A 21,984-nucleotide genomic window follows, 5' to 3' on the forward strand; every position below is an offset into this window, starting at 1 on the left:
GGAGACGGACATGGCGGCACGTTGGTATATCGTCCACGCATACTCGAATTTTGAAAAGAAGGTCGCTGAGGACATTGAGAACAAGGCCCGTCAGAAGGGTCTCACTCACTTGTTCGAAAAGATCCTCGTCCCGACCGAAAAGGTCGTCGAGGTTCGTCGCGGCCGCAAGGTTGATAGCGAACGCAAGTTCTTCCCGGGCTATGTCATGGTCCGGGCGAATCTGACGGACGAAGCCTATCACCTGATCAAGAATACCCCGAAGGTTACGGGTTTCCTCGGATCCGACAACAAGCCGGTTCCGATCCCTGATTTCGAAGCCGAGCGCATCCTGGGCCAGGTCCAGGAGGGTGTTGAGCGTCCGAAGTCTTCCGTTACCTTCGAGATCGGCGAACAGGTTCGCGTCTCCGATGGTCCGTTCGCGTCGTTCAACGGCGTTGTTCAGGATGTCGATGAAGAGCGTTCGCGTCTCAAGGTGGAGGTCTCCATCTTCGGTCGCGCGACCCCTGTCGAACTGGAATACGCTCAGGTCGAAAAGGTCTGAGTGGAGCAGGGGAGGAAACTCCCCGAACCGCGTGGGAGGATGGCAGTCTCTAAGCCGGACTGACCAGACGCACCACGCAACCGCAGCCGCCGGATAACACCGGCACACCGGAGCCGCGCAATCGGTTCCTTATGAAAGGCAGAGAGATATGGCTAAGAAAGTTGCAGGCCAGCTCAAGCTTCAGGTCAAGGCAGGATCGGCTAACCCGTCCCCGCCAATTGGCCCGGCGCTTGGTCAGCGTGGCGTTAACATCATGGAATTCTGCAAGGCGTTCAATGCCGCCACGCAGGAAATGGAAAAGGGTATGCCGATCCCGGTCGTCATCACCTATTACCAGGACAAGTCCTTCACCTTCGTCATGAAGCAGCCGCCGGTTACCTACTGGCTGAAGAAGGAAGCAAAGATCACCTCCGGTTCCAAGACGCCGGGCAAGGGTGCGAAGGTCGGTACCATCACCAAGGCTCAGGTCCGTGCGATCGCCGAAGGTAAGATGAAGGATCTGAACGCAGCCGACGTCGACGGCGCAATGGCAATGGTCGAGGGCTCTGCCCGCTCCATGGGCCTGGAAGTGGTGGCTTAACATGGCAAAGCTTGCAAAGCGTATTCAGAAGATCCGCGAAGGCGTAGATCCGACCAAACTCGTTGCTCTTTCCGAAGCCATCTCGATGGTCAAGGAACGTGCGGTTGCCAAGTTCGACGAAACCGTCGAAATCGCAATGAACCTCGGTGTTGACCCGCGTCATGCCGACCAGATGGTTCGTGGCGTTGTCAACCTGCCGAACGGCACCGGCCGTGACGTTCGCGTTGCTGTTTTCGCACGTGGCGCCAAGGCTGACGAAGCCAAGGCCGCAGGCGCAGACATCGTCGGCGCCGAAGACCTCGTCGAAATCGTCCAGGGCGGCAAGATCGACTTCGATCGTTGCATCGCGACCCCGGACATGATGCCGCTCGTCGGTCGTCTCGGTAAGGTTCTCGGCCCGCGTGGCATGATGCCGAACCCGAAGGTCGGTACCGTGACCATGGACGTCGCTGGCGCCGTCAAGGCATCCAAGGGCGGTGCTGTCGAGTTCCGCGTCGAGAAGGCTGGTATCATCCATGCCGGTATCGGCAAGGCTTCCTTCGACGCCAAGGCGCTCGAAGAAAACATCAAGGCCTTTGCTGACGCCGTCGTCAAGGCAAAGCCGGCTGGCGCCAAGGGTAACTACGTCAAGCGCGTAGCGATCTCCTCGACCATGGGGCCGGGCGTCAAGATCGATCCGTCGACGGTTACGGTTTAATCCATTTCGGCCGGGGCTTCGCGCTCCGGCCAACCAAGTTTCCGGCCTTTCGGGGCCGGAAATGTCTGGCCTCAAAACCAGACACTCCTGTCCGAGATTGTGGGTGGCCCCAGGGCCTTAATATTCACCTGCATGAGACGGGGTAAGACCCGATTTTAAACGTCTGTAGACGTCTTGAAGTTCGGTTCGAGCCTTATTCGCCTTGGCATTGAAGCAAAGCTTCGGTGCGAGGGGGCAGGATCCTCAAGCGTCGCTCGGGATCTGATTGATTTGGATCCCTTGAGGCAAAAGGCAAACCCGGTGAGGCCTGCAGGATTGCGGTCTCATCAACTGGAGACAGACAGTGGAAAGAGCGGAAAAACGCGAATTCGTCACAGAACTGAACGAAGTCTTCAAGGCTTCCGGTTCGGTTGTTGTGGCCCACTATGCTGGTGTCACGGTTGCGCAGATGAACGATTTTCGTTCGAAGATGCGCGCTGCTGGCGGCACCGTCAAAGTCGCGAAGAACCGCCTGGCCAAGATCGCTCTTCAGGGCACGGAAGCCGAAGGGATCACCGATCTCTTCAAGGGTCAGACGCTGATTGCATTCAGCAATGATCCGATCACGGCTCCGAAGGTCGTCATGGATTTCGCCAAGACCAACGACAAGATCGTTGTTCTCGGTGGCGCCATGGGAACAACCACGCTCACCGCCGATGCAGTCAAGTCGCTTGCGACCCTGCCTTCGCTGGACGAGCTGCGTGCGAAGCTGCTGGGCATGATCCAGACACCGGCTACCCGTATCGCAGGTGTGGTACAGGCACCGGCAGCTCAGCTTGCCCGCGTGTTTGCGGCCTATGCAAAGAAGGACGAAGCCGCGTAAGGCGGTTTTTCGCTGTTCATACCCTAACTCGTTCGTTTCGAACCGAACATCTATAAGGAAATAGTAAAATGGCTGATCTCGCAAAGATCGTAGACGACCTCTCGGCTCTGACCGTTCTGGAAGCTGCTGAGCTTTCCAAGCTTCTCGAAGAAAAGTGGGGCGTTTCTGCAGCTGCTCCTGTAGCTGTAGCTGCTGCTGGCGGCGGCGCTGCTGCTGCTGTTGAAGAAGAAAAGACCGAGTTTGACGTCGTCCTCACGGATGCCGGCGCAAACAAGATCAACGTCATCAAGGAAGTCCGCGCTATCACAGGTCTCGGCCTGAAGGAAGCCAAGGACCTCGTCGAAGGCGCTCCGAAGGCTGTCAAGGAAGGCGTTTCGAAGGCTGAAGCTGCCGACCTCAAGAAGAAGCTTGAAGACGCCGGCGCTAAGGTCGACGTTAAGTAATATCGGAATGCGGCGAGGGAAGGTTTCCTTCTCTCGCCGGTTTCCTCCGAACATATTACCCAGGAACCGTATGAAAACGGTCCCTGGGTAATGGGTTCTCAAGAGGATGGTCTCGACCCGCGCACCCGGCAAACCGGCCGGCCGCCCGGATCTCGAGACGAGATTGAGTGATCCATTTTTTGACGGAGCCGCCTGGCCAGCGGTCACCGTCTGTTGCAGGCCCGGGTGCAAACTGACAAGGAGCGACGATGGCTCAGACCCTTACCTTTAACGGTCGCAGGCGCGTACGCAAGTTTTTCGGAAAAATTCCAGAAGTCGCAGAAATGCCGAACCTTATTGAGGTTCAGAAGGCATCTTATGACCAGTTCCTCATGGTTGACGAGCCGGAAGGTGGCCGTCCCGACGAGGGGCTGAATGCCGTTTTCAGGTCCGTATTCCCGATCACCGATTTTTCCGGTGCATCGATGCTGGAATTCGTGTCCTACGAATTCGAACAACCGAAGTTCGACGTTGACGAATGCCGTCAGCGCGACCTGACCTATGCTGCACCGCTCAAGGTCACGCTGCGCCTGATCGTGTTCGATATTGATGAGGATACGGGCGCTCGCTCGATCAAGGACATCAAGGAACAGTCCGTCTACATGGGCGACATGCCGCTCATGACCAACAACGGCACGTTCATCGTCAACGGTACCGAGCGCGTCATCGTGTCTCAGATGCACCGTTCGCCGGGCGTGTTCTTCGACCACGACAAGGGCAAGAGCCATTCGTCGGGCAAGCTCTTGTTTGCTGCCCGCGTGATCCCCTATCGCGGTTCCTGGCTCGACATCGAATTCGACGCCAAGGACATCGTCCACGCCCGTATCGACCGTCGCCGCAAGATCCCTGTGACCTCGCTGCTGATGGCGCTCGGCATGGATGGCGAAGAAATCCTGTCGACGTTCTACACCAAGTCGAACTACGTTCGCGACGGCAAGGGCTGGCGCATTCCGTTCACCCCGGAAACGCTGAAGGGCGCGAAGACCATCACCGACATGATCGACGCCGACACCGGCGAAGTCGTGGTCGAAGGTGGCAAGAAGCTGACCCCGCGCCTTCTCCGCCAGCTGACCGAAAAGGGCCTGAAGGCTCTGCGCGCGGCCGACGAAGACCTGTACGGCAACTTCCTCGCTGAAGACCTGGTCAATATGGCGACCGGCGAAATCTACATGGAAGCCGGCGCGGAAATCGACGAGAAGACGCTGCCGCAGATCCTGGAAACCGGTTTCGACGAAATCCCGGTTCTCGGCATCGACCACATCAACGTGGGTGCCTACATCCGCAACACGCTGGCCGCAGACAAGAACGAGAACCGTCAGGACGCTCTGTTCGACATCTACCGCGTCATGCGCCCGGGCGAGCCGCCGACGATGGATTCGGCCGAAGCCATGTTCAACTCGCTGTTCTTCGACAGCGAGCGTTATGACCTGTCCGCCGTTGGCCGCGTCAAGATGAACATGCGCCTCGACCTCGACGTCGAAGACACCGTTCGTGTCCTGCGCAAGGACGACATCCTGGCCGTGGTCAAGATGCTGGTCGAGCTGCGCGACGGCAAGGGCGAAATCGACGACATCGACAACCTCGGCAACCGCCGCGTTCGCTCGGTCGGTGAATTGATGGAGAACCAGTATCGTCTGGGTCTGCTGCGCATGGAACGCGCCATCAAGGAACGCATGTCGTCGATCGAAATCGACACCGTCATGCCGCAGGACCTGATCAATGCCAAGCCGGCGGCAGCTGCCGTTCGCGAATTCTTCGGCTCGTCGCAGCTGTCGCAGTTCATGGACCAGGTGAACCCGCTTTCGGAAATCACCCACAAGCGCCGTCTCTCGGCTCTTGGACCGGGTGGTCTGACCCGCGAGCGCGCAGGCTTCGAAGTCCGCGACGTTCATCCGACCCATTACGGCCGTATTTGCCCGATCGAGACGCCGGAAGGCCCGAACATCGGTCTGATCAACTCGCTGGCCACCTTTGCCCGCGTCAACAAGTACGGCTTCATCGAAAGCCCGTACCGTAAGATCATCGACGGCAAGGTCACCAAGGACGTGGTCTACCTGTCGGCAATGGAAGAAGCGAAGTACTACGTCGCCCAGGCCAATTCCGAGCTGACCTCGGACGGCGTGTTCGTCGAAGAGTTCGTCGTTTGCCGTCATGCCGGCGAAGTTATGCTGTCGCCGCGCGACACCATCAACCTGATGGACGTTTCGCCGAAGCAGCTCGTGTCTGTTGCGGCAGCGCTCATCCCGTTCCTGGAAAACGACGACGCCAACCGCGCTCTCATGGGCTCGAACATGCAGCGTCAGGCCGTGCCGCTCCTGCGTGCCGAAGCCCCGTTCGTCGGCACCGGCATGGAGCCGATCGTGGCCCGTGACTCCGGCGCCGCCATCGGTGCCCGTCGCGGCGGCGTGGTCGACCAGGTCGATGCGACGCGTATCGTTATCCGCGCCACCGAAGACCTCGATCCGTCGAAGTCTGGCGTTGATATCTATCGCCTGCAGAAGTTCCAGCGTTCCAACCAGAACACCTGCGTCAACCAGCGTCCGCTGGTCACCGTCGGTGACGTTCTGAACAAGGGCGACATCATCGCGGACGGTCCGTCGACCGACCTCGGCGATCTGGCTCTCGGCCGCAACGCGCTCGTCGCGTTCATGCCGTGGAACGGCTACAACTATGAGGACTCGATCCTCATGTCGGAGCGCATCGTCTCGGAAGACGTCTTCACCTCGATCCATATCGAGGAATTCGAAGTCATGGCCCGTGACACCAAGCTTGGTCCGGAAGAAATCACCCGCGACATTCCGAACGTTTCGGAAGAAGCGCTGCGCAATCTCGACGAAGCCGGTATCGTGTATATCGGTGCCGAGGTTCAGCCGGGTGACATCCTCGTCGGCAAGATCACGCCGAAGGGCGAAAGCCCGATGACGCCGGAAGAAAAGCTTCTGCGCGCCATCTTCGGCGAAAAGGCTTCCGACGTCCGCGACACGTCCATGCGCATGCCTCCGGGCACGTTCGGCACCGTCGTCGAAGTTCGCGTCTTCAATCGCCACGGCGTTGAGAAGGACGAACGTGCGATGGCGATCGAGCGCGAGGAAATCGAACGCCTCGCCAAGGACCGTGACGACGAACAGGCGATCCTCGACCGTAACGTCTACGGCCGTCTGCTCGACATGCTGCGTGGCCACGTCTCGATTGCTGGCCCGAAGGGGTACAAGAAGGGTGGCGAACTTTCGAACGCAGTCATCTCCGAATATCCCCGCTCGCAGTGGTGGATGTTCGCCGTCGAGGACGAGAAGGCCCAGGCCGAACTCGAAGCGCTTCGCGGTCAGTATGACGAATCCAAGTCGCGCCTTGAACAGCGCTTCATGGACAAGGTCGAAAAGGTTCAGCGCGGCGACGAAATGCCTCCGGGCGTCATGAAGATGGTCAAGGTCTTTGTCGCTGTGAAGCGCAAGATCCAGCCAGGCGACAAGATGGCCGGCCGTCACGGCAACAAGGGTGTTGTCTCGCGTATCGTGCCTGTCGAAGACATGCCGTTCCTCGAAGACGGCACGCATGTCGACATCGTCTTGAACCCGCTCGGCGTGCCTTCGCGCATGAACGTCGGTCAGATTCTCGAAACCCACCTTGCCTGGGCTTGCGCCGGCATGGGCAAGAAGATCGGCCAGATGCTTGAAGACTATCGCAAGCACATGGACATCAGCGATCTGCGCAACGAGCTGACCGAACTCTATGCGAGTGAATCGCATGACGAAGTCGCTCACTTCAACGACGAGTCGCTGGTGCGTCTTGCCGAGGAAGCCAAGCGCGGCGTTTCGATCGCGACCCCGGTTTTCGACGGTGCGCACGAGAGTGACGTCTCCGAGATGCTGACGCGTGCGGGTCTCGATCCGTCGGGCCAGTCGGTTCTGTATGATGGTCGTACCGGTGAAGCCTTCGACCGCAAGGTCACCGTCGGCTACATGTACATGATCAAGCTGAACCACTTGGTCGACGACAAGATCCACGCCCGTTCGATCGGTCCTTACTCGCTCGTCACCCAGCAGCCGCTCGGTGGTAAGGCGCAGTTCGGCGGTCAGCGCTTCGGGGAAATGGAAGTCTGGGCGCTGGAAGCCTACGGCGCCGCCTACACCCTGCAGGAAATGCTGACGGTGAAGTCGGACGACGTGGCCGGCCGTACCAAGGTCTACGAAGCGATCGTCCGTGGCGACGATACCTTCGAAGCGGGCATTCCCGAGAGCTTCAACGTTCTCGTCAAGGAAATGCGCTCGCTGGGCCTCAGCGTCGAACTGGAGAATTCCAAGCTCGACGACGCGGCAGCCGGCCAGCTGCCCGACGCGGCAGAGTAAAAGTTGACAAAGGCGTGCGGGCTCGTCTCGCACGCCATTCCCTCCCTGGCCGGGTCCGGACAGGGACGGGAAGTTTTGCCGCATTTGGCGGTTATTGTCATTTAAGGGTTCGGTCCAGCATCCCGGGAATTTGCTGAAACCGATACCCAATTGAGGGCTCTTTTGCCCCGTGAAGGAGACAGGCATGAACCAAGAGGTCATGAACCTTTTCAACCCGTCGGTACCGGCGCAGCACTTCGATTCCATCCGGATTTCGATTGCCAGCCCGGAAAAGATTCTTTCGTGGTCCTACGGCGAAATCAAGAAGCCGGAAACCATCAACTATCGTACGTTCAAGCCTGAGCGTGACGGTCTTTTCTGCGCGCGTATCTTCGGACCGATCAAGGACTACGAATGCTTGTGCGGCAAGTACAAGCGCATGAAGTACAAGGGCATCATCTGCGAAAAGTGCGGCGTCGAAGTAACGTTGTCGCGCGTTCGCCGTGAGCGCATGGGCCATATCGAGCTCGCCGCTCCGGTTGCCCATATCTGGTTCCTGAAGTCGCTTCCGTCGCGCATCTCGACCCTTCTCGACATGACGTTGAAGGATGTAGAGCGCGTTCTCTACTTCGAAAACTACATCGTCACCGAGCCGGGCCTGACGTCGCTCAAGGAAAATCAGCTTCTTTCCGAAGAAGAATACATGATTGCCGTCGACGAGTTCGGCGAGGATCAGTTCACCGCCATGATCGGCGCTGAAGCCATCTACGAGATGCTGGCCTCGATGAACCTCGAGAAGATCGCCGGCGACCTGCGTGCTGATCTGGCTGAGACCACTTCGGATCTCAAGCAGAAGAAGTTGATGAAGCGCCTGAAGATCGTCGAGAACTTCATGGAATCCGGCAACCGTCCGGAATGGATGATCATGAAGGTCGTTCCGGTGATCCCGCCGGATCTGCGCCCGCTCGTTCCTCTGGACGGCGGCCGTTTCGCGACGTCTGACCTCAACGATCTGTACCGCCGCGTCATCAACCGTAACAACCGTCTGAAGCGCCTGATCGAACTGCGCGCGCCGGGCATCATCATCCGCAACGAAAAGCGCATGCTGCAGGAATCTGTAGACGCGCTCTTCGACAACGGCCGTCGTGGCCGCGTCATCACCGGCGCCAACAAGCGCCCGCTGAAGTCGCTGTCCGACATGCTGAAGGGCAAGCAGGGCCGCTTCCGCCAGAACCTTCTCGGCAAGCGCGTCGACTATTCCGGCCGTTCGGTTATCGTGACCGGTCCGGAACTGAAGCTGCATCAGTGCGGCCTGCCGAAGAAGATGGCGCTCGAGCTGTTCAAGCCGTTCATCTACGCCCGTCTCGACGCCAAGGGTTACTCCTCGACCGTCAAGCAGGCCAAGAAGCTGGTTGAAAAGGAAAAGCCGGAAGTCTGGGATATCCTCGACGAGGTCATCCGCGAGCATCCGGTTCTGCTCAACCGCGCACCGACGCTGCACCGCCTGGGCATCCAGGCCTTCGAACCCACGCTGGTCGAAGGCAAGGCTATCCAGCTGCATCCGCTCGTCTGCACGGCCTTCAACGCCGACTTCGACGGCGACCAGATGGCCGTTCACGTGCCGCTGTCGCTCGAAGCCCAGCTTGAAGCCCGCGTTCTGATGATGTCGACGAACAACATCCTGCACCCGGCCAACGGTGCACCGATCATCGTTCCGTCGCAGGACATGGTTCTGGGTCTCTACTACCTGTCGATCATGAACCAGAACGAGCCGGGCGAAGGCATGGCCTTCTCCGACATCGGCGAACTGCATCACGCGCTGGAAAACAAGGTCGTCACCCTGCATGCCAAGATCCGCGGCCGTTTCAAGACGGTTGACGAAGCTGGCAACCCGGTGTCGCAGATTTTCGAAACGACGCCTGGTCGTATGCTCATCGGCGAACTTCTGCCGAAGAACTTCAAGGTGCCTTTCGACACCTGCAACCAGGAAATGACCAAGAAGAACATCTCCAAGATGATCGACACGGTCTACCGTCACTGCGGCCAGAAAGACACGGTCATCTTCTGCGACCGGATCATGCAGCTCGGCTTCAGCCATGCGTGCAAGGCCGGCATCTCGTTCGGCAAGGACGACATGGTCATTCCGGAAACCAAGGCCAAGATCGTCGGCGACACCGAAAATCTGGTGAAGGAATACGAGCAGCAGTACAATGACGGCCTGATCACCCAGGGCGAAAAGTACAACAAGGTCGTTGATGCTTGGGGCAAGGCAACCGAAAAGGTCGCCGAGGACATGATGGCCCGCATTAAGGCTGTCGAGTTCGATCCGAAGACGGGTCGCCAGAAGCAGATGAACGCGATCTACATGATGTCACACTCGGGTGCACGTGGTTCTCCGAACCAGATGCGTCAGCTGGGCGGCATGCGCGGCTTGATGGCCAAGCCGTCGGGTGAAATCATCGAGACGCCGATCATCTCGAACTTCAAGGAAGGTCTGACCGTTAACGAGTACTTCAACTCGACCCACGGTGCCCGTAAGGGTCTCGCAGACACGGCTCTGAAGACCGCGAACTCCGGTTACCTGACCCGTCGTCTCGTTGACGTCGCGCAGGATTGCATCGTCAACCTCGTGGATTGCGGCACCGACAAGGGCCTGACCATGACGGCGATCATCGATGCCGGTCAGGTCGTGGCTTCCATCGGCGTTCGCGTCCTCGGACGTACGGCGCTTGACGACATCGATCATCCGCTCACGGGTGAACGTATCGTCGATGCCGGCAAGATGATCCTCGAGCCCGATGTCATCGAGATCGAAAAGGCTGGCATCCAGTCGATCCGTATCCGTTCGGCCCTGACCTGCGAAGTTCAGACCGGCGTTTGCTCGATCTGCTACGGCCGAGATCTGGCCCGCGGTACGCCCGTCAACATGGGCGAAGCCGTCGGCGTCATCGCGGCGCAGTCGATCGGTGAACCGGGAACCCAGCTCACCATGCGTACGTTCCACCTTGGTGGCACTGCGACCGTGGTCGACCAGTCGTTCCTCGAAGCCTCGTATGAAGGCACCGTGCAGATCAAGAACCGCAACATGCTGCGCAATTCCGATGGCAATCTGATTGCCATGGGCCGCAGCCTGGCTGTCACCATTCTTGACGAACGCGGTGTCGAGCGGTCCTCGCAGCGCGTGGCCTACGGTTCGAAGGTCTTCGTCGATGACGGCGACAAGGTGAAGCGCGGCCAGCGTCTGGCCGAGTGGGATCCGTACACACGCCCGATGATGACGGAAGTCGAAGGTATCGTGCATTTCGAGGACGTCATCGACGGTCTCTCGGTTCTCGAAGCAACCGACGAATCCACCGGCATCACCAAGCGTCAGGTTATCGACTGGCGTTCGACCCCGCGCGGTGCGGATCTGAAGCCGGCCATCGTCATCAAGGACGCTGCAGGCAATGTCCTGAAGATGTCCCGCGGCAGCGAAGCTCGCTTCTTCCTCTCGGTGGATGCGATCCTGTCGGTTGAACCTGGTACCAAGGTCTCCCAGGGTGACGTGCTTGCACGTTCGCCGCTGGAAAGCGCCAAGACCAAGGACATCACCGGTGGTCTGCCGCGTGTTGCCGAACTGTTCGAAGCCCGTCGTCCGAAGGACCATGCCATCATCGCAGAGATCGATGGTACGATCCGCCTCGGCCGCGACTACAAGAACAAGCGTCGCGTCATCATCGAGCCGGCGGAAGACGGTGTCGAGCCGGTCGAGTACCTGATCCCGAAGGGCAAGCCCTTCCACCTTCAGGACGGCGACTATATCGAAAAGGGTGACTACATCCTCGACGGTAACCCGGCACCGCACGACATCCTGGCGATCAAGGGCGTGGAAGCACTCGCTTCCTACCTGGTCAACGAAATCCAGGAAGTCTACCGTCTGCAGGGCGTTGTCATCAACGACAAGCACATCGAGGTGATCGTTCGCCAGATGCTGCAGAAGGTCGAGATCACCGATGCTGGCGACAGCCATTACATCGTCGGCGACAATGTCGACCGGATCGAAATGGATGACAACAACGAGCGCCTGATCCAGGAAGGCAAGAAGCCGGCTTACGGCGATCCGGTCCTTCTCGGTATCACCAAGGCATCGCTGCAGACGCCGTCGTTCATCTCGGCCGCATCCTTCCAGGAAACCACCAAGGTTCTCACGGAAGCTGCGATCGCCGGCAAGACCGACACGCTGCAGGGTCTGAAGGAAAACGTCATCGTCGGCCGCCTGATCCCGGCCGGTACCGGCGGCACCATGACGCAGATCCGCCGCATCGCCACCTCGCGCGACGACCTCATCATCGAGGAACGCAAGAAGGGCACAGGCGCAGACATCGCAACACCGATGCTGCAGAACCTGGCTGGCGAAGCAGCACCTGCTGCCGAGTAAGCTGCAAATGGCCGGGTGCGACCATGTCGCATCCGCCAGATTGACAAATCAAAGGCGCCCGGGTCTCCCGGGCGCCTTTTTCCATTCTTCTGGCCCGTAGCGCCGGCATCATATGTCCATTCCGTCAAGGTATGGAATCGGCTCCAGGCGGACATGGTCATGACAAAGCTTGGGGAGGTGGGGATTGCAGGGGGCGACGTCACCCTGACCGTGGCATTCCGGTACACGCCCGCCGGCCATTTGCAAGAAGGCGCCGATCCCGTCCTGCCGCCGGAAAGGGATGCAATTTCACGTCGAAGCGATGAGTTTCTCTCGCTGTGATCCGCTGCGCTTGGTGATCAATGTAAAAAGGCCACCCGGAAGCAACCGGATGGCCTTGTCGACGTCAGCAAAGCACGGCTCGGTCAGTTGAAGCGGATGATCGCCACTTCGCCTTCGAGCGCACCCTGGTATGCGGATGCATGCGGCTCTTCATCGGGTTCGCCGGTGATCATGCCGATCTGGTCGAGGTCGGCTTCGAGGAAACCTTCCTCCGACAGGGCATTGAGTGCCAGCCGCACGGCCGAATCGTCATCCGGCGCCGTCAACAGCACATGCAGATCGATCGGCTCGCCGCCTTCGGTTTCGTATGCCTTTGCGATGATGATGAACACCATCGGCTCGTCGCGATTGTTGTCGTTGTCGGGACTGGTGATCATGGCGTCTGGTCTTCTTGTTCGAGTGTCACGATTCTCTGAGGATCGAATCGTCCGGGGGCAGGGTAGGGTGAATTGACCTTGCCCAACCCCTTATCTAGAAGTTTCCCGGATCAAGCCAAGCCAATTCGACATGCGCCGCCGTTTTTCCCGTGCGGATGACCGCCAATGGCCTGCTCTGCAGGCGCTTCGGCCATTAATTTTCGATTGAGACTTGACGCAAGAGGGGGAAAACAGTATTCCCCCGGCCATCAGAGCCCATGTGAGGCCGGGTTTTTTGGGACGCCGCGTCCTGAAGTTCGTCTCAAACAAGGTTCTTTACGCACGTTGACGACACGAATGCTGCACGCAAGACGCGTTTCTCGAAATGCGTCCTCTGTCTTTTGTGGTCCATCCGCTTGAAACGGATCGGGCCACATTTTGCGCATGAAGAAAATGTGCGGCCGCCGCCGGAAACGGCAAAACCGTGGGCTCGCAAGGGCTTGAGAGACTAAATTTGCAAGGGATGGTTATATGCCTACCGTAAACCAGCTGATCCGCAAGCCGCGTCAGGCACAGGTAAAGCGCAACAAGGTGCCTGCTCTGCAGGAAAACCCACAGAAGCGCGGCGTTTGCACCCGCGTTTATACGACGACCCCGAAGAAGCCGAACTCGGCTCTGCGTAAGGTCGCCAAGATCCGTCTGACCAATGGCTTTGAAGTCATCGGCTACATTCCGGGTGAAGGTCACAACCTGCAGGAACACTCCGTCGTCATGATCCGTGGCGGTCGTGTAAAGGACTTGCCGGGCGTTCGTTACCACATCATCCGCGGCGTTCTCGATACCCAGGGTGTCAAGAACCGTAAGCAGCGTCGTTCCAAGTACGGTGCGAAGCGTCCGAAGTAATTCGGCCTTATAGATTTAACGGCGCTGCGCGAGGTTCTCCGCGTGGTAAAGCGTCCTAACCGTTGAGAGACAAACTAGTATGTCCCGTCGCCATAGTGCAGAAAAGCGCGAAATCAATCCGGACCCGAAGTTCGGCGATCTCGTCGTCACCAAGTTCATGAACGCCATCATGCTTCACGGCAAGAAGTCGGTCGCTGAAAACATCGTTTACGGTGCTTTTGATGCGGTCCAGGCCAAGGCCAAGGCAGAGCCGATCGCTATCTTCCATCAGGCGCTCGACAACGTCGCGCCGCATGTTGAAGTGCGTTCGCGCCGCGTTGGTGGTGCAACCTACCAGGTTCCCGTTGACGTTCGTCCGGAGCGCCGTCAGGCCCTCGCCATCCGTTGGCTGATCGCTGCCGCTCGCAAGCGCAACGAGACCACCATGATCGACCGCCTGTCGGGCGAACTGATGGACGCGTCCAACAACCGTGGCTCCGCTGTCAAGAAGCGCGAAGACACCCACAAGATGGCCGACGCAAACCGCGCCTTCTCGCATTACCGTTGGTAATCTGAACCGATCGAATATTGAAAGGCAGTCCATTATGGCTCGCGAATATAAAATCGAAGACTACCGCAACTTCGGTATCATGGCGCATATCGACGCCGGTAAGACCACGACCACCGAACGCATCCTCTACTACACCGGTAAGTCTCACAAGATCGGCGAAGTCCATGACGGCGCTGCTACGATGGACTGGATGGAGCAGGAGCAGGAACGCGGTATCACCATCACGTCTGCTGCCACGACGACCTTCTGGAAGGGTCGCGACGGCAAGATGCGTCGCTTCAACATCATCGACACCCCCGGCCACGTTGACTTCACCATCGAAGTCGAACGCTCGCTGCGCGTGCTCGACGGTGCGGTTGCTCTTCTCGATGCCAACGCCGGCGTAGAGCCGCAGACGGAAACCGTCTGGCGTCAGGCTGAGAAGTACAACGTTCCGCGGATGATCTTCTGCAACAAGATGGACAAGACCGGCGCGGACTTCTACCGCTCGGTAGAGATGATCAAGACCCGTCTCGGCGCCACCGCAGTTGTCATGCAGCTCCCGATCGGCGCAGAAACCGAGTTCAAGGGCGTTGTCGATCTGATCGAGATGAACGCTCTCGTCTGGCGCGATGAATCCCTCGGCGCTGCCTGGGATGTTGTCGAGATCCCGGACGACCTGAAGGACAAGGCTGCCGAATATCGCGAAAAGCTGATCGAGACGGTTGTCGAAATCGACGAACAGGCGATGGAAGACTACCTGAACGGCGTCATGCCGGACAACGACAAGATCCGTGCGCTCGTTCGCCGCGGCACCATCGACGTCAAGTTCCATCCGATGTTCTGCGGCACCGCGTTCAAGAACAAGGGCGTTCAGCCTTTGCTCGACGCCGTCGTTGAATACCTGCCTTCGCCGCTGGACATTCCGGCGATCAAGGGCATCGACTTCAAGACCGAAGCCGAAATCGAGCGTCATGCCGATGACAGCGAGCCGCTTGCTATGCTCGCCTTCAAGATCATGAACGACCCCTTCGTCGGTTCGCTGACCTTCGCCCGTATCTATTCCGGCAAGCTCGAAAAGGGCGTCTCGGTCATGAACACGGTCAAGGACAAGCGCGAGCGCGTCGGCCGCATGCTGCAGATGCACTCGAACTCCCGTGAAGACATCGAAGAAGCCTTCGCAGGCGACATCGTTGCTCTGGCAGGTCTCAAGGAAACCACCACTGGCGACACGCTCTGCGATCCGCTGAAGCCGGTTATCCTCGAGCGCATGGAATTCCCGGAACCGGTCATCCAGATCGCGATCGAGCCGAAGTCCAAGGGCGACCAGGAAAAGATGGGCCTCGCGCTCAACCGCCTGGCTGCTGAAGACCCGTCCTTCCGCGTCAAGACCGATCAGGAATCCGGCCAGACGATCATCGCCGGCATGGGCGAACTTCACCTCGACATTCTCGTTGACCGTATGCGTCGCGAGTTCAAGGTTGAAGCCAACGTCGGTGCTCCGCAGGTTGCCTACCGTGAAACCATCACGCGTCAGCACGAAGAAGACTACACGCACAAGAAGCAGTCCGGTGGTACCGGTCAGTTCGCGCGCGTCAAGCTCGTGTTCGAACCGAACCCGGAAGGCGACGAATTCAAGTTCGAATCCAAGATCGTCGGCGGTGCTGTTCCGAAGGAATACATCCCGGGCGTTCAGAAGGGTATCGAAAGCGTTCTGTCTTCGGGTCCGCTCGCTGGCTTCCCGATGCTCGGCGTCAAGGCAACCCTGATCGACGGCGCTTATCACGACGTTGACTCCTCGGTTCTCGCCTTCGAAATCGCCTCGCGTGCCTGCTTCCGTGAAGCAGCCAAGAAGGCTGGCGCTCAGCTCCTCGAGCCGATGATGAAGGTCGAAGTTGTAACGCCGGAAGATTACGTCGGTGACGTCATCGGTGACCTGAACTCCCGTCGTGGCCAGATCCAGGGCCAGGAACAGCGCGGCATTGCGATCGTGATCAACGCTCACGTACCGCTCGCCAACATGTTCAAGTACGTCGACAACCTGCGCTCCATGTCGCAGGGCCGTGCACAGTACTCGATGGTGTTCGACCACTATTCGCCGGTCCCGAGCAACGTTGCTGCAGAAATCCAGGCAAAGTATTCCGGTCAGAAGTGACCGGAACACACCAAAGCCTTTAAGAAATAGACAGAATTCCCCTTAACGGGATCAAGAATGGAGAGCCGAAAATGGCAAAGAGTAAGTTTGAACGCAACAAGCCGCACGTCAACATCGGCACGATCGGCCACGTCGACCACGGCAAGACGTCTCTGACGGCTGCGATCACCAAGTATTTCGGTGAATTCAAGGCCTACGATCAGATCGACGCCGCTCCGGAAGAAAAGGCACGTGGCATCACCATCTCGACGGCACACGTCGAGTATGAGACGCCGAACCGCCACTACGCGCACGTTGACTGCCCCGGCCACGCCGACTACGTCAAGAACATGATCACCGGTGCTGCCCAGATGGACGGCGCGATCCTGGTTTGCTCGGCTGCCGACGGCCCGATGCCGCAGACCCGCGAGCACATCCTGCTCGCCCGTCAGGTTGGCGTTCCGGCGATCGTTGTCTTCCTCAACAAGGTTGACCAGGTCGACGACGAAGAACTGCTGGAACTGGTCGAACTGGAAGTTCGCGAACTTCTGTCGTCCTACGACTTCCCGGGCGACGACATTCCGTTCGTCAAGGGTTCGGCTCTTGCCGCCCTGAACGACAGCAACAAGACGATCGGCGAAGACGCCGTGCGCGCGCTGATGGCGGCTGTTGACGAATACATCCCGACGCCTGAGCGTCCGATCGACCAGCCGTTCCTGATGCCGATCGAAGACGTGTTCTCGATCTCGGGTCGTGGTACGGTTGTGACCGGCCGCGTCGAGCGTGGCATCGTCAAGGTTGGTGAAGAAGTCGAGTTCGTCGGCATCCGCGCCACCAAGAAGACGACGGTTACGGGCGTTGAAATGTTCCGCAAGCTGCTCGATCAGGGCCAGGCTGGCGACAACATCGGTGCGCTGGTTCGTGGTATTCAGCGTGACGACGTCGAGCGTGGTCAGATCCTGTGCAAGCCGGGTTCGGTCAAGCCGCACAAGAAGTTCATGGCAGAAGCCTACATCCTGACGAAGGAAGAAGGCGGCCGTCATACGCCGTTCTTCACGAACTACCGTCCGCAGTTCTACTTCCGCACGACGGACGTGACCGGCATCGTGTCGCTTCCGGAAGGCACGGAAATGGTTATGCCTGGCGACAACGTCACGGTTCAGGTTGAGCTGATCGTTCCGATCGCGATGGAAGAAAAGCTGCGCTTCGCAATCCGCGAAGGCGGCCGTACCGTCGGCGCCGGCATCGTTGCCTCGATCATCGAGTAATCGATTGACGAATAGTCGGCGACGGTGTATGTCGCCGACCACAATCAGAATCGTACGGTGATTGCATCGTGCGATTCTAGCGCTGTATTCACGAAACCTGAAAATGGTTTTGGGCGGCAGGGCACCTCAGTAGATAAGTGACAGGGACACCCTCACGGTGTCCCTGTGATTTTTGAAAATTAGGGGCCGGCCGTAATTGGTAATTCACTGTCTCTGCGCATGCGGGACGCAAGTAAAAACAAGGACAAGTCGAATGAACGGCCAGAATATCCGCATCCGCCTTAAAGCGTTTGATCACCGGGTTCTCGATGCCTCCACGCGCGAAATCGTGCAGACGGCAAAGCGCACAGGTGCAAGCGTCCGCGGTCCGGTACCGCTCCCGACCCGAATTGAAAAATTCACTGTTAACCGTTCGCCGCACGTCGATAAGAAGAGCCGCGAACAGTTTGAGATGCGCACTCACAAGCGCCTGCTTGATATCGTTGATCCTACCCCGCAGACCGTTGACGCTTTGATGAAGCTCGACCTGGCTGCCGGCGTCGACGTAGAGATCAAGCTCTAAGATGAAATTCCGGCGAGAGCCGAAATAACAAGGAAGGTACGTGGCAAGACCTGCCAACGACTTCTCGAAACGGGAAACCCGATGGCTCGGAAGGGCTTGAGTGGAATCCTTAAACAAAGAGGCGGGCGAGGGATCTCTCAAAGGATCCTGAAGCGACTCTCAAGAGGAATGAACCAATGCGTTCAGGTGTGATTGCACAGAAAGTGGGAATGACGCGCGTCTACAACGACGCCGGCGAGCATATCCCGGTAACAGTTCTGCGTATGGACAACGTACAAGTCGTTGCTCAGCGCACTGTTGAAAAGAACGGCTACGTAGCGCTTCAGCTCGGTGCCGGTAACTCCAAGGTCAAGAATACGTCGAAGGGCCTGCGCGGCCATTTCGCCGCAGCAAGCGTCGAGCCGAAGGCTAAGCTCGTTGAATTCCGCGTGTCGGAAGACAACATGATCGACGTTGGCGCACAGCTCACGGCAGGCCATTTTGAAGCCGGCCAGCTGGTCGACGTCACGGGCACGACCATCGGTAAGGGTTTTGCTGGTGCCATGAAGCGCCACAACTTCGGTGGTCTGCGTGCGACGCACGGCGTGTCCGTATCGCACCGTTCGCACGGTTCGACCGGTTCCAACCAGGATCCAGGCCGCGTCTGGAAGGGCAAGCGCATGGCTGGTCACATGGGTCAGACCCGCGTCACCACCCAGAATCTCGAAGTCGTTTCGACCGATGAAGATCGCGGTCTTATCCTTGTGAAGGGCGCCGTTCCCGGTTCCAAGGGTTCCTGGATCATCGTGCGCGACGCCGTCAAGTCGGCGAAGTAAGGGAGCCAAACCAATGGAATTGAACGTCAAGACCCTCGAGGGCAAAGACGCCGGCAAGGTTTCTCTGTCGGACGACATTTTCGGCCTCGACCCGCGCGAGGATATCATTGCTCGCATGATCCGTTGGCAGCTTGCCAACAAGCGTCAGGGCACACACAAGGCAAAGACCCGTGCGGAAGTTTCCCGTACCGGCGCCAAGATGTACAAGCAGAAGGGCACCGGTCGTGCTCGTCACCATTCGGCTCGCGCCCCGCAGTTCCGCGGCGGTGGCAAGGCTCATGGCCCGGTTGTTCGCAGCCACGCCCATGACCTGCCGAAGAAGGTTCGTGCTCTTGCTCTGCGTCACGCCCTCTCGGCCAAGCTGAAGTCGGAAGATCTGATCATCGTCGATCAGCTGATCTCTGCTGAAGCAAAGACCAAGACGCTCGTCGGCACTTTCGAGCTGCTCGGCCTCACCAATGCTCTCGTCATCGGCGGCGCCGAAATCGACAGCAACTTCAAGCTCGCTGCCGCAAACATCCCGAACATCGATGTTCTGCCGGTTCAAGGCATCAACGTTTATGACATCCTGCGTCGTGGCAAGCTCGTGCTGTCCAAGGCTGCGGTTGAAGCTCTGGAGGAGCGGTTCAAATGACTGATCTTCGCCACTACGATGTGATCGTGTCTCCGTCGATCACCGAAAAGTCGACCACGGTTTCCGAATTCAACCAGGTCGTCTTCAACGTCGCCAAGGGTGCCAGCAAGCCGGAAATCAAGGCTGCTGTCGAAGCGCTCTTTGGTGTCAAGGTTACCGCCGTCAATACGCTGCTCCGCAAGGGCAAGACCAAGCGTTTCCGCGGCTTCGCCGGCAAGCAGAAGGACGTCAAGAAGGCGATCATCACGCTTGCCGAAGGTCAGTCCATCGACGTGTCGACGGGCGTCTGAGCTAGGGAACAAGAACAATGGCATTGAAAAGCTTTAACCCGACCACGCCGAGCCAGCGCCAGCTGGTCATCGTCGACCGCTCGGGCCTCCACAAGGGCAAGCCGGTAAAGGCTCTGACCGAAGGTCTCTCCAAGAGCGGCGGTCGTAACAACCTCGGCCGTATCACTGCCCGCTTCATCGGCGGCGGTCACAAGCGCACCTACCGTCTGATCGACTTCAAGCGTCGCAAGTTTGAAGTTGAAGGCACGGTCGAGCGTCTGGAATACGACCCGAACCGCACCGCCTTCATCGCCCTGGTGACCTACACCGACGGCGAACAGGCTTACATCCTGGCTCCGCAGCGCCTTGCTGCCGGCGACAAGGTCATAGCGTCTGAAAAGGCCGTTGACGTCAAGCCTGGCAACGCCATGCCGCTGCAGTCGATCCCGGTTGGTTCGATCGTGCACAACGTCGAAATGAAGCCCGGCAAGGGCGGTCAGATCGCCCGCTCTGCAGGCACCTATGTTCAGCTGGTCGGCCGCGATGCCGGCATGGCAATCCTTCGCCTGAATTCCGGCGAACAGCGTCTGGTGCCTGGCTCGTGCCTGGCAACCATCGGCGCCGTTTCCAACCCGGACCACGGCAACATCAACGATGGCAAGGCGGGTCGCACCCGCTGGCGCGGCAAGACCCCGCATAACCGCGGCGTCGTCATGAACCCGGTCGACCACCCGCACGGCGGTGGTGAAGGCCGCACGTCCGGTGGTCGTCACCCGGTATCCCCATGGGGCAAGCCGACCAAGGGCAAGCGGACTCGTTCGAACAAGTCGACCGACAAGTTCATCATGCGCTCGCGCCACCTGAAGAAGAAGTAAGAGAGGTTAGTCAGAAATGGCTCGTTCAGTATGGAAAGGCCCGTTTGTAGACGGCTATCTTCTCAAGAAGGCTGAGAAGGTTCGCGAAGGCGGCCGCAGTGAAGTTATCAAGATGTGGAGCCGTCGCTCCACCATCTTGCCGCAGTTCGTGGGCCTCACTTTCGGTGTTTACAACGGCAGCAAGCATATTCCGGTCAACGTCAACGAAGACATGGTCGGCCACAAGTTCGGTGAATTCGCTCCGACCCGTACCTACTATGGTCACGGCGCGGACAAGAAGGCGAAGAGGAAGTAATCATGGGCAAGGCAAAAGCCGAACGCCGGCTCAAGGACAATGAGGCGCAGGCCGTAGCACGTACGCTGCGCGTCAGCCCTCAGAAGCTCAACCTGGTTGCCGCGCTGATCCGCGGCAAGAAGGTAGAGCGCGCTCTCGCTGACCTGGAATTCTCCCGCAAGCGTATCGCAGCGACCGTCAAGAAGACGCTCGAATCTGCGATTGCAAACGCCGAGAACAACCATGACCTCGACGTCGACCAGCTGGTTGTCGCCGAAGCCTACGTTGGCAAGTCGATCGTCATGAAGCGTTTCCACGCTCGTGGCCGCGGCCGCGCATCGCGCATCGAAAAGCCGTTCTCGCACCTCACCATCGTGGTGCGCGAAGTCGAAGCCAAAGTGGAGGCCGCATAATGGGTCAGAAAATCAATCCAATCGGTTTCCGCCTCGGCATTAACCGCACTTGGGACAGCCGTTGGTTCGCCGACAATGCCGAATACGGCAAGCTGCTCCACGAAGACCTGAAGATCCGCGCTTACCTGATGGAAGAGCTGAAGCAGGCTGGTATCGCCAAGGTCGTCATCGAGCGTCCGCACAAGAAGTGCCGCGTCACGATCCACTCGGCTCGCCCGGGTCTGATCATCGGCAAGAAGGGTGCAGACATCGAGAAGCTTCGCAAGAAGATCTCGTCGATGACGAACTCCGAGACGCATCTCAACATCGTTGAAGTGCGCAAGCCGGAAGTCGACGCAACGCTCGTTGCCCAGTCGATCACCCAGCAGCTCGAGCGCCGTATTGCATTCCGTCGCGCTATGAAGCGCGCCGTTCAGTCGGCAATGCGTCTCGGTGCCGAAGGCATCAAGATCACTTGCGCCGGCCGTCTTGGTGGTGCGGAAATCGCGCGTACCGAATGGTACCGCGAAGGCCGCGTGCCACTTCATACCCTGCGTGCAGACATCGATTACGGTACGGCTGAAGCCGAAACCGCATACGGCATCTGCGGCGTCAAGGTCTGGATCTTCAAGGGCGAAATCCTTGAGCACGATCCGATGGCCTCCGAGCGCCGTGCGATGGAAGGCGATGCGCAGGGTCCGGCAAGCCGTGAACGTGGCGACCGTCGCCGCGAGAACGCTTGATTAGC

General features: G+C 58.8%; 21 protein-coding genes. 20 read left to right on the forward strand and 1 reads right to left on the reverse strand.

Annotated elements, in window-relative coordinates; all coding sequences use genetic code 11:
• Positions 1-10 precede the first annotated feature (10 nt).
• The 8 genes from nusG to IM739_RS10755 all read left to right on the forward strand — a co-directional run bounded on the left by nusG (position 11) and on the right by IM739_RS10755 (position 12,225).
• The gene (nusG, locus tag IM739_RS10720; RefSeq protein WP_007608736.1) at positions 11-541 is read left to right on the forward strand and encodes a transcription termination/antitermination protein NusG; all 531 of its coding nucleotides are present in this window, start codon (positions 11-13) and stop codon (positions 539-541) included.
• A gap of 148 nt (positions 542-689) precedes the next feature.
• Positions 690-1,121, forward strand: a complete 432-nt coding sequence (rplK, locus tag IM739_RS10725) for a 50S ribosomal protein L11 (protein ID WP_007608734.1) — start codon at positions 690-692, stop codon at positions 1,119-1,121.
• Between the two features lies 1 nt (position 1,122).
• Positions 1,123-1,818, forward strand: coding sequence for a 50S ribosomal protein L1 (gene rplA / locus IM739_RS10730; RefSeq protein ID WP_237367783.1), 696 nt, complete (start codon positions 1,123-1,125; stop codon positions 1,816-1,818).
• A 343-nt stretch (positions 1,819-2,161) separates the two neighbouring features.
• Positions 2,162-2,680: a 50S ribosomal protein L10 gene (gene rplJ / locus IM739_RS10735; protein WP_054160245.1), complete on the forward strand. Its 519-nt coding sequence runs from the start codon at positions 2,162-2,164 to the stop codon at positions 2,678-2,680.
• A gap of 68 nt (positions 2,681-2,748) precedes the next feature.
• A complete protein-coding gene (rplL, locus tag IM739_RS10740; protein WP_007608729.1) occupies positions 2,749-3,123 on the forward strand; it encodes a 50S ribosomal protein L7/L12 in 375 nt (124 codons plus the stop codon).
• Positions 3,124-3,371: 248 nt separating this feature from the next.
• Positions 3,372-7,508: a DNA-directed RNA polymerase subunit beta gene (rpoB, locus tag IM739_RS10745; RefSeq protein ID WP_237367784.1), complete on the forward strand. Its 4,137-nt coding sequence runs from the start codon at positions 3,372-3,374 to the stop codon at positions 7,506-7,508.
• 184 nt (positions 7,509-7,692) lie between these two features.
• Positions 7,693-11,904: a DNA-directed RNA polymerase subunit beta' gene (rpoC, locus tag IM739_RS10750; protein WP_237367785.1), complete on the forward strand. Its 4,212-nt coding sequence runs from the start codon at positions 7,693-7,695 to the stop codon at positions 11,902-11,904.
• A gap of 159 nt (positions 11,905-12,063) precedes the next feature.
• Positions 12,064-12,225: a hypothetical protein gene (locus IM739_RS10755; RefSeq protein WP_237367786.1), complete on the forward strand. Its 162-nt coding sequence runs from the start codon at positions 12,064-12,066 to the stop codon at positions 12,223-12,225.
• Positions 12,226-12,308: 83 nt separating this feature from the next.
• Here the strand turns inward: IM739_RS10755 and IM739_RS10760 are convergent, their stop codons facing one another.
• The gene (locus IM739_RS10760) at positions 12,309-12,602 is read right to left on the reverse strand and encodes a transcriptional regulator (protein ID WP_159951513.1); all 294 of its coding nucleotides are present in this window, start codon (positions 12,600-12,602) and stop codon (positions 12,309-12,311) included.
• 510 nt (positions 12,603-13,112) lie between these two features.
• Between IM739_RS10760 and rpsL the strand changes: the two genes are divergently transcribed.
• The 12 genes from rpsL to rpsC all read left to right on the forward strand — a co-directional run bounded on the left by rpsL (position 13,113) and on the right by rpsC (position 21,979).
• Positions 13,113-13,484: a 30S ribosomal protein S12 gene (rpsL, locus tag IM739_RS10765; protein ID WP_003507760.1), complete on the forward strand. Its 372-nt coding sequence runs from the start codon at positions 13,113-13,115 to the stop codon at positions 13,482-13,484.
• A 79-nt stretch (positions 13,485-13,563) separates the two neighbouring features.
• Positions 13,564-14,034 (forward strand): 30S ribosomal protein S7, encoded by a 471-nt coding sequence (gene rpsG, locus IM739_RS10770; protein WP_113144305.1) that lies wholly within the window; start codon positions 13,564-13,566, stop codon positions 14,032-14,034.
• Positions 14,035-14,068: 34 nt separating this feature from the next.
• Positions 14,069-16,168: an elongation factor G gene (gene fusA / locus IM739_RS10775; protein WP_237367787.1), complete on the forward strand. Its 2,100-nt coding sequence runs from the start codon at positions 14,069-14,071 to the stop codon at positions 16,166-16,168.
• Positions 16,169-16,239: 71 nt separating this feature from the next.
• On the forward strand, positions 16,240-17,415 hold the full coding sequence (tuf, locus tag IM739_RS10780; RefSeq protein WP_237367781.1) for an elongation factor Tu: 1,176 nt from the start codon (positions 16,240-16,242) through the stop codon (positions 17,413-17,415).
• A gap of 253 nt (positions 17,416-17,668) precedes the next feature.
• Entirely contained in the window at positions 17,669-17,977 is a 309-nt protein-coding gene (rpsJ, locus tag IM739_RS10785; RefSeq protein ID WP_009109911.1) for a 30S ribosomal protein S10, read from the forward strand.
• 176 nt (positions 17,978-18,153) lie between these two features.
• The gene (rplC, locus tag IM739_RS10790) at positions 18,154-18,792 is read left to right on the forward strand and encodes a 50S ribosomal protein L3 (protein WP_009109909.1); all 639 of its coding nucleotides are present in this window, start codon (positions 18,154-18,156) and stop codon (positions 18,790-18,792) included.
• A gap of 13 nt (positions 18,793-18,805) precedes the next feature.
• Complete coding sequence (gene rplD / locus IM739_RS10795) at positions 18,806-19,426, forward strand: 50S ribosomal protein L4 (RefSeq protein WP_237367788.1); 621 nt, start codon at positions 18,806-18,808, stop codon at positions 19,424-19,426.
• On the forward strand, positions 19,423-19,716 hold the full coding sequence (locus IM739_RS10800; RefSeq protein WP_237367789.1) for a 50S ribosomal protein L23: 294 nt from the start codon (positions 19,423-19,425) through the stop codon (positions 19,714-19,716). Before rplD ends, IM739_RS10800 begins: the two co-directional genes overlap by 4 nt.
• Positions 19,717-19,733: 17 nt before the next feature.
• Positions 19,734-20,570, forward strand: a complete 837-nt coding sequence (gene rplB / locus IM739_RS10805) for a 50S ribosomal protein L2 (RefSeq protein WP_237367790.1) — start codon at positions 19,734-19,736, stop codon at positions 20,568-20,570.
• A 16-nt stretch (positions 20,571-20,586) separates the two neighbouring features.
• Positions 20,587-20,865: a 30S ribosomal protein S19 gene (gene rpsS, locus IM739_RS10810; RefSeq protein WP_054158102.1), complete on the forward strand. Its 279-nt coding sequence runs from the start codon at positions 20,587-20,589 to the stop codon at positions 20,863-20,865.
• 2 nt (positions 20,866-20,867) lie between these two features.
• Positions 20,868-21,257 carry a 50S ribosomal protein L22 gene (gene rplV / locus IM739_RS10815; RefSeq protein WP_009109538.1) on the forward strand — a complete coding sequence of 130 codons (390 nt, stop codon included), beginning with the start codon at positions 20,868-20,870 and terminating at the stop codon, positions 21,255-21,257.
• On the forward strand, positions 21,257-21,979 hold the full coding sequence (gene rpsC, locus IM739_RS10820; RefSeq protein ID WP_009109536.1) for a 30S ribosomal protein S3: 723 nt from the start codon (positions 21,257-21,259) through the stop codon (positions 21,977-21,979). Before rplV ends, rpsC begins: the two co-directional genes overlap by 1 nt.
• The last annotated feature ends 5 nt before the right edge of the window (positions 21,980-21,984 follow it).

This window comes from Rhizobium sp. SL42 (genome assembly GCF_021729845.1).
In the GTDB taxonomy this organism is placed as follows: domain Bacteria; phylum Pseudomonadota; class Alphaproteobacteria; order Rhizobiales; family Rhizobiaceae; genus Allorhizobium.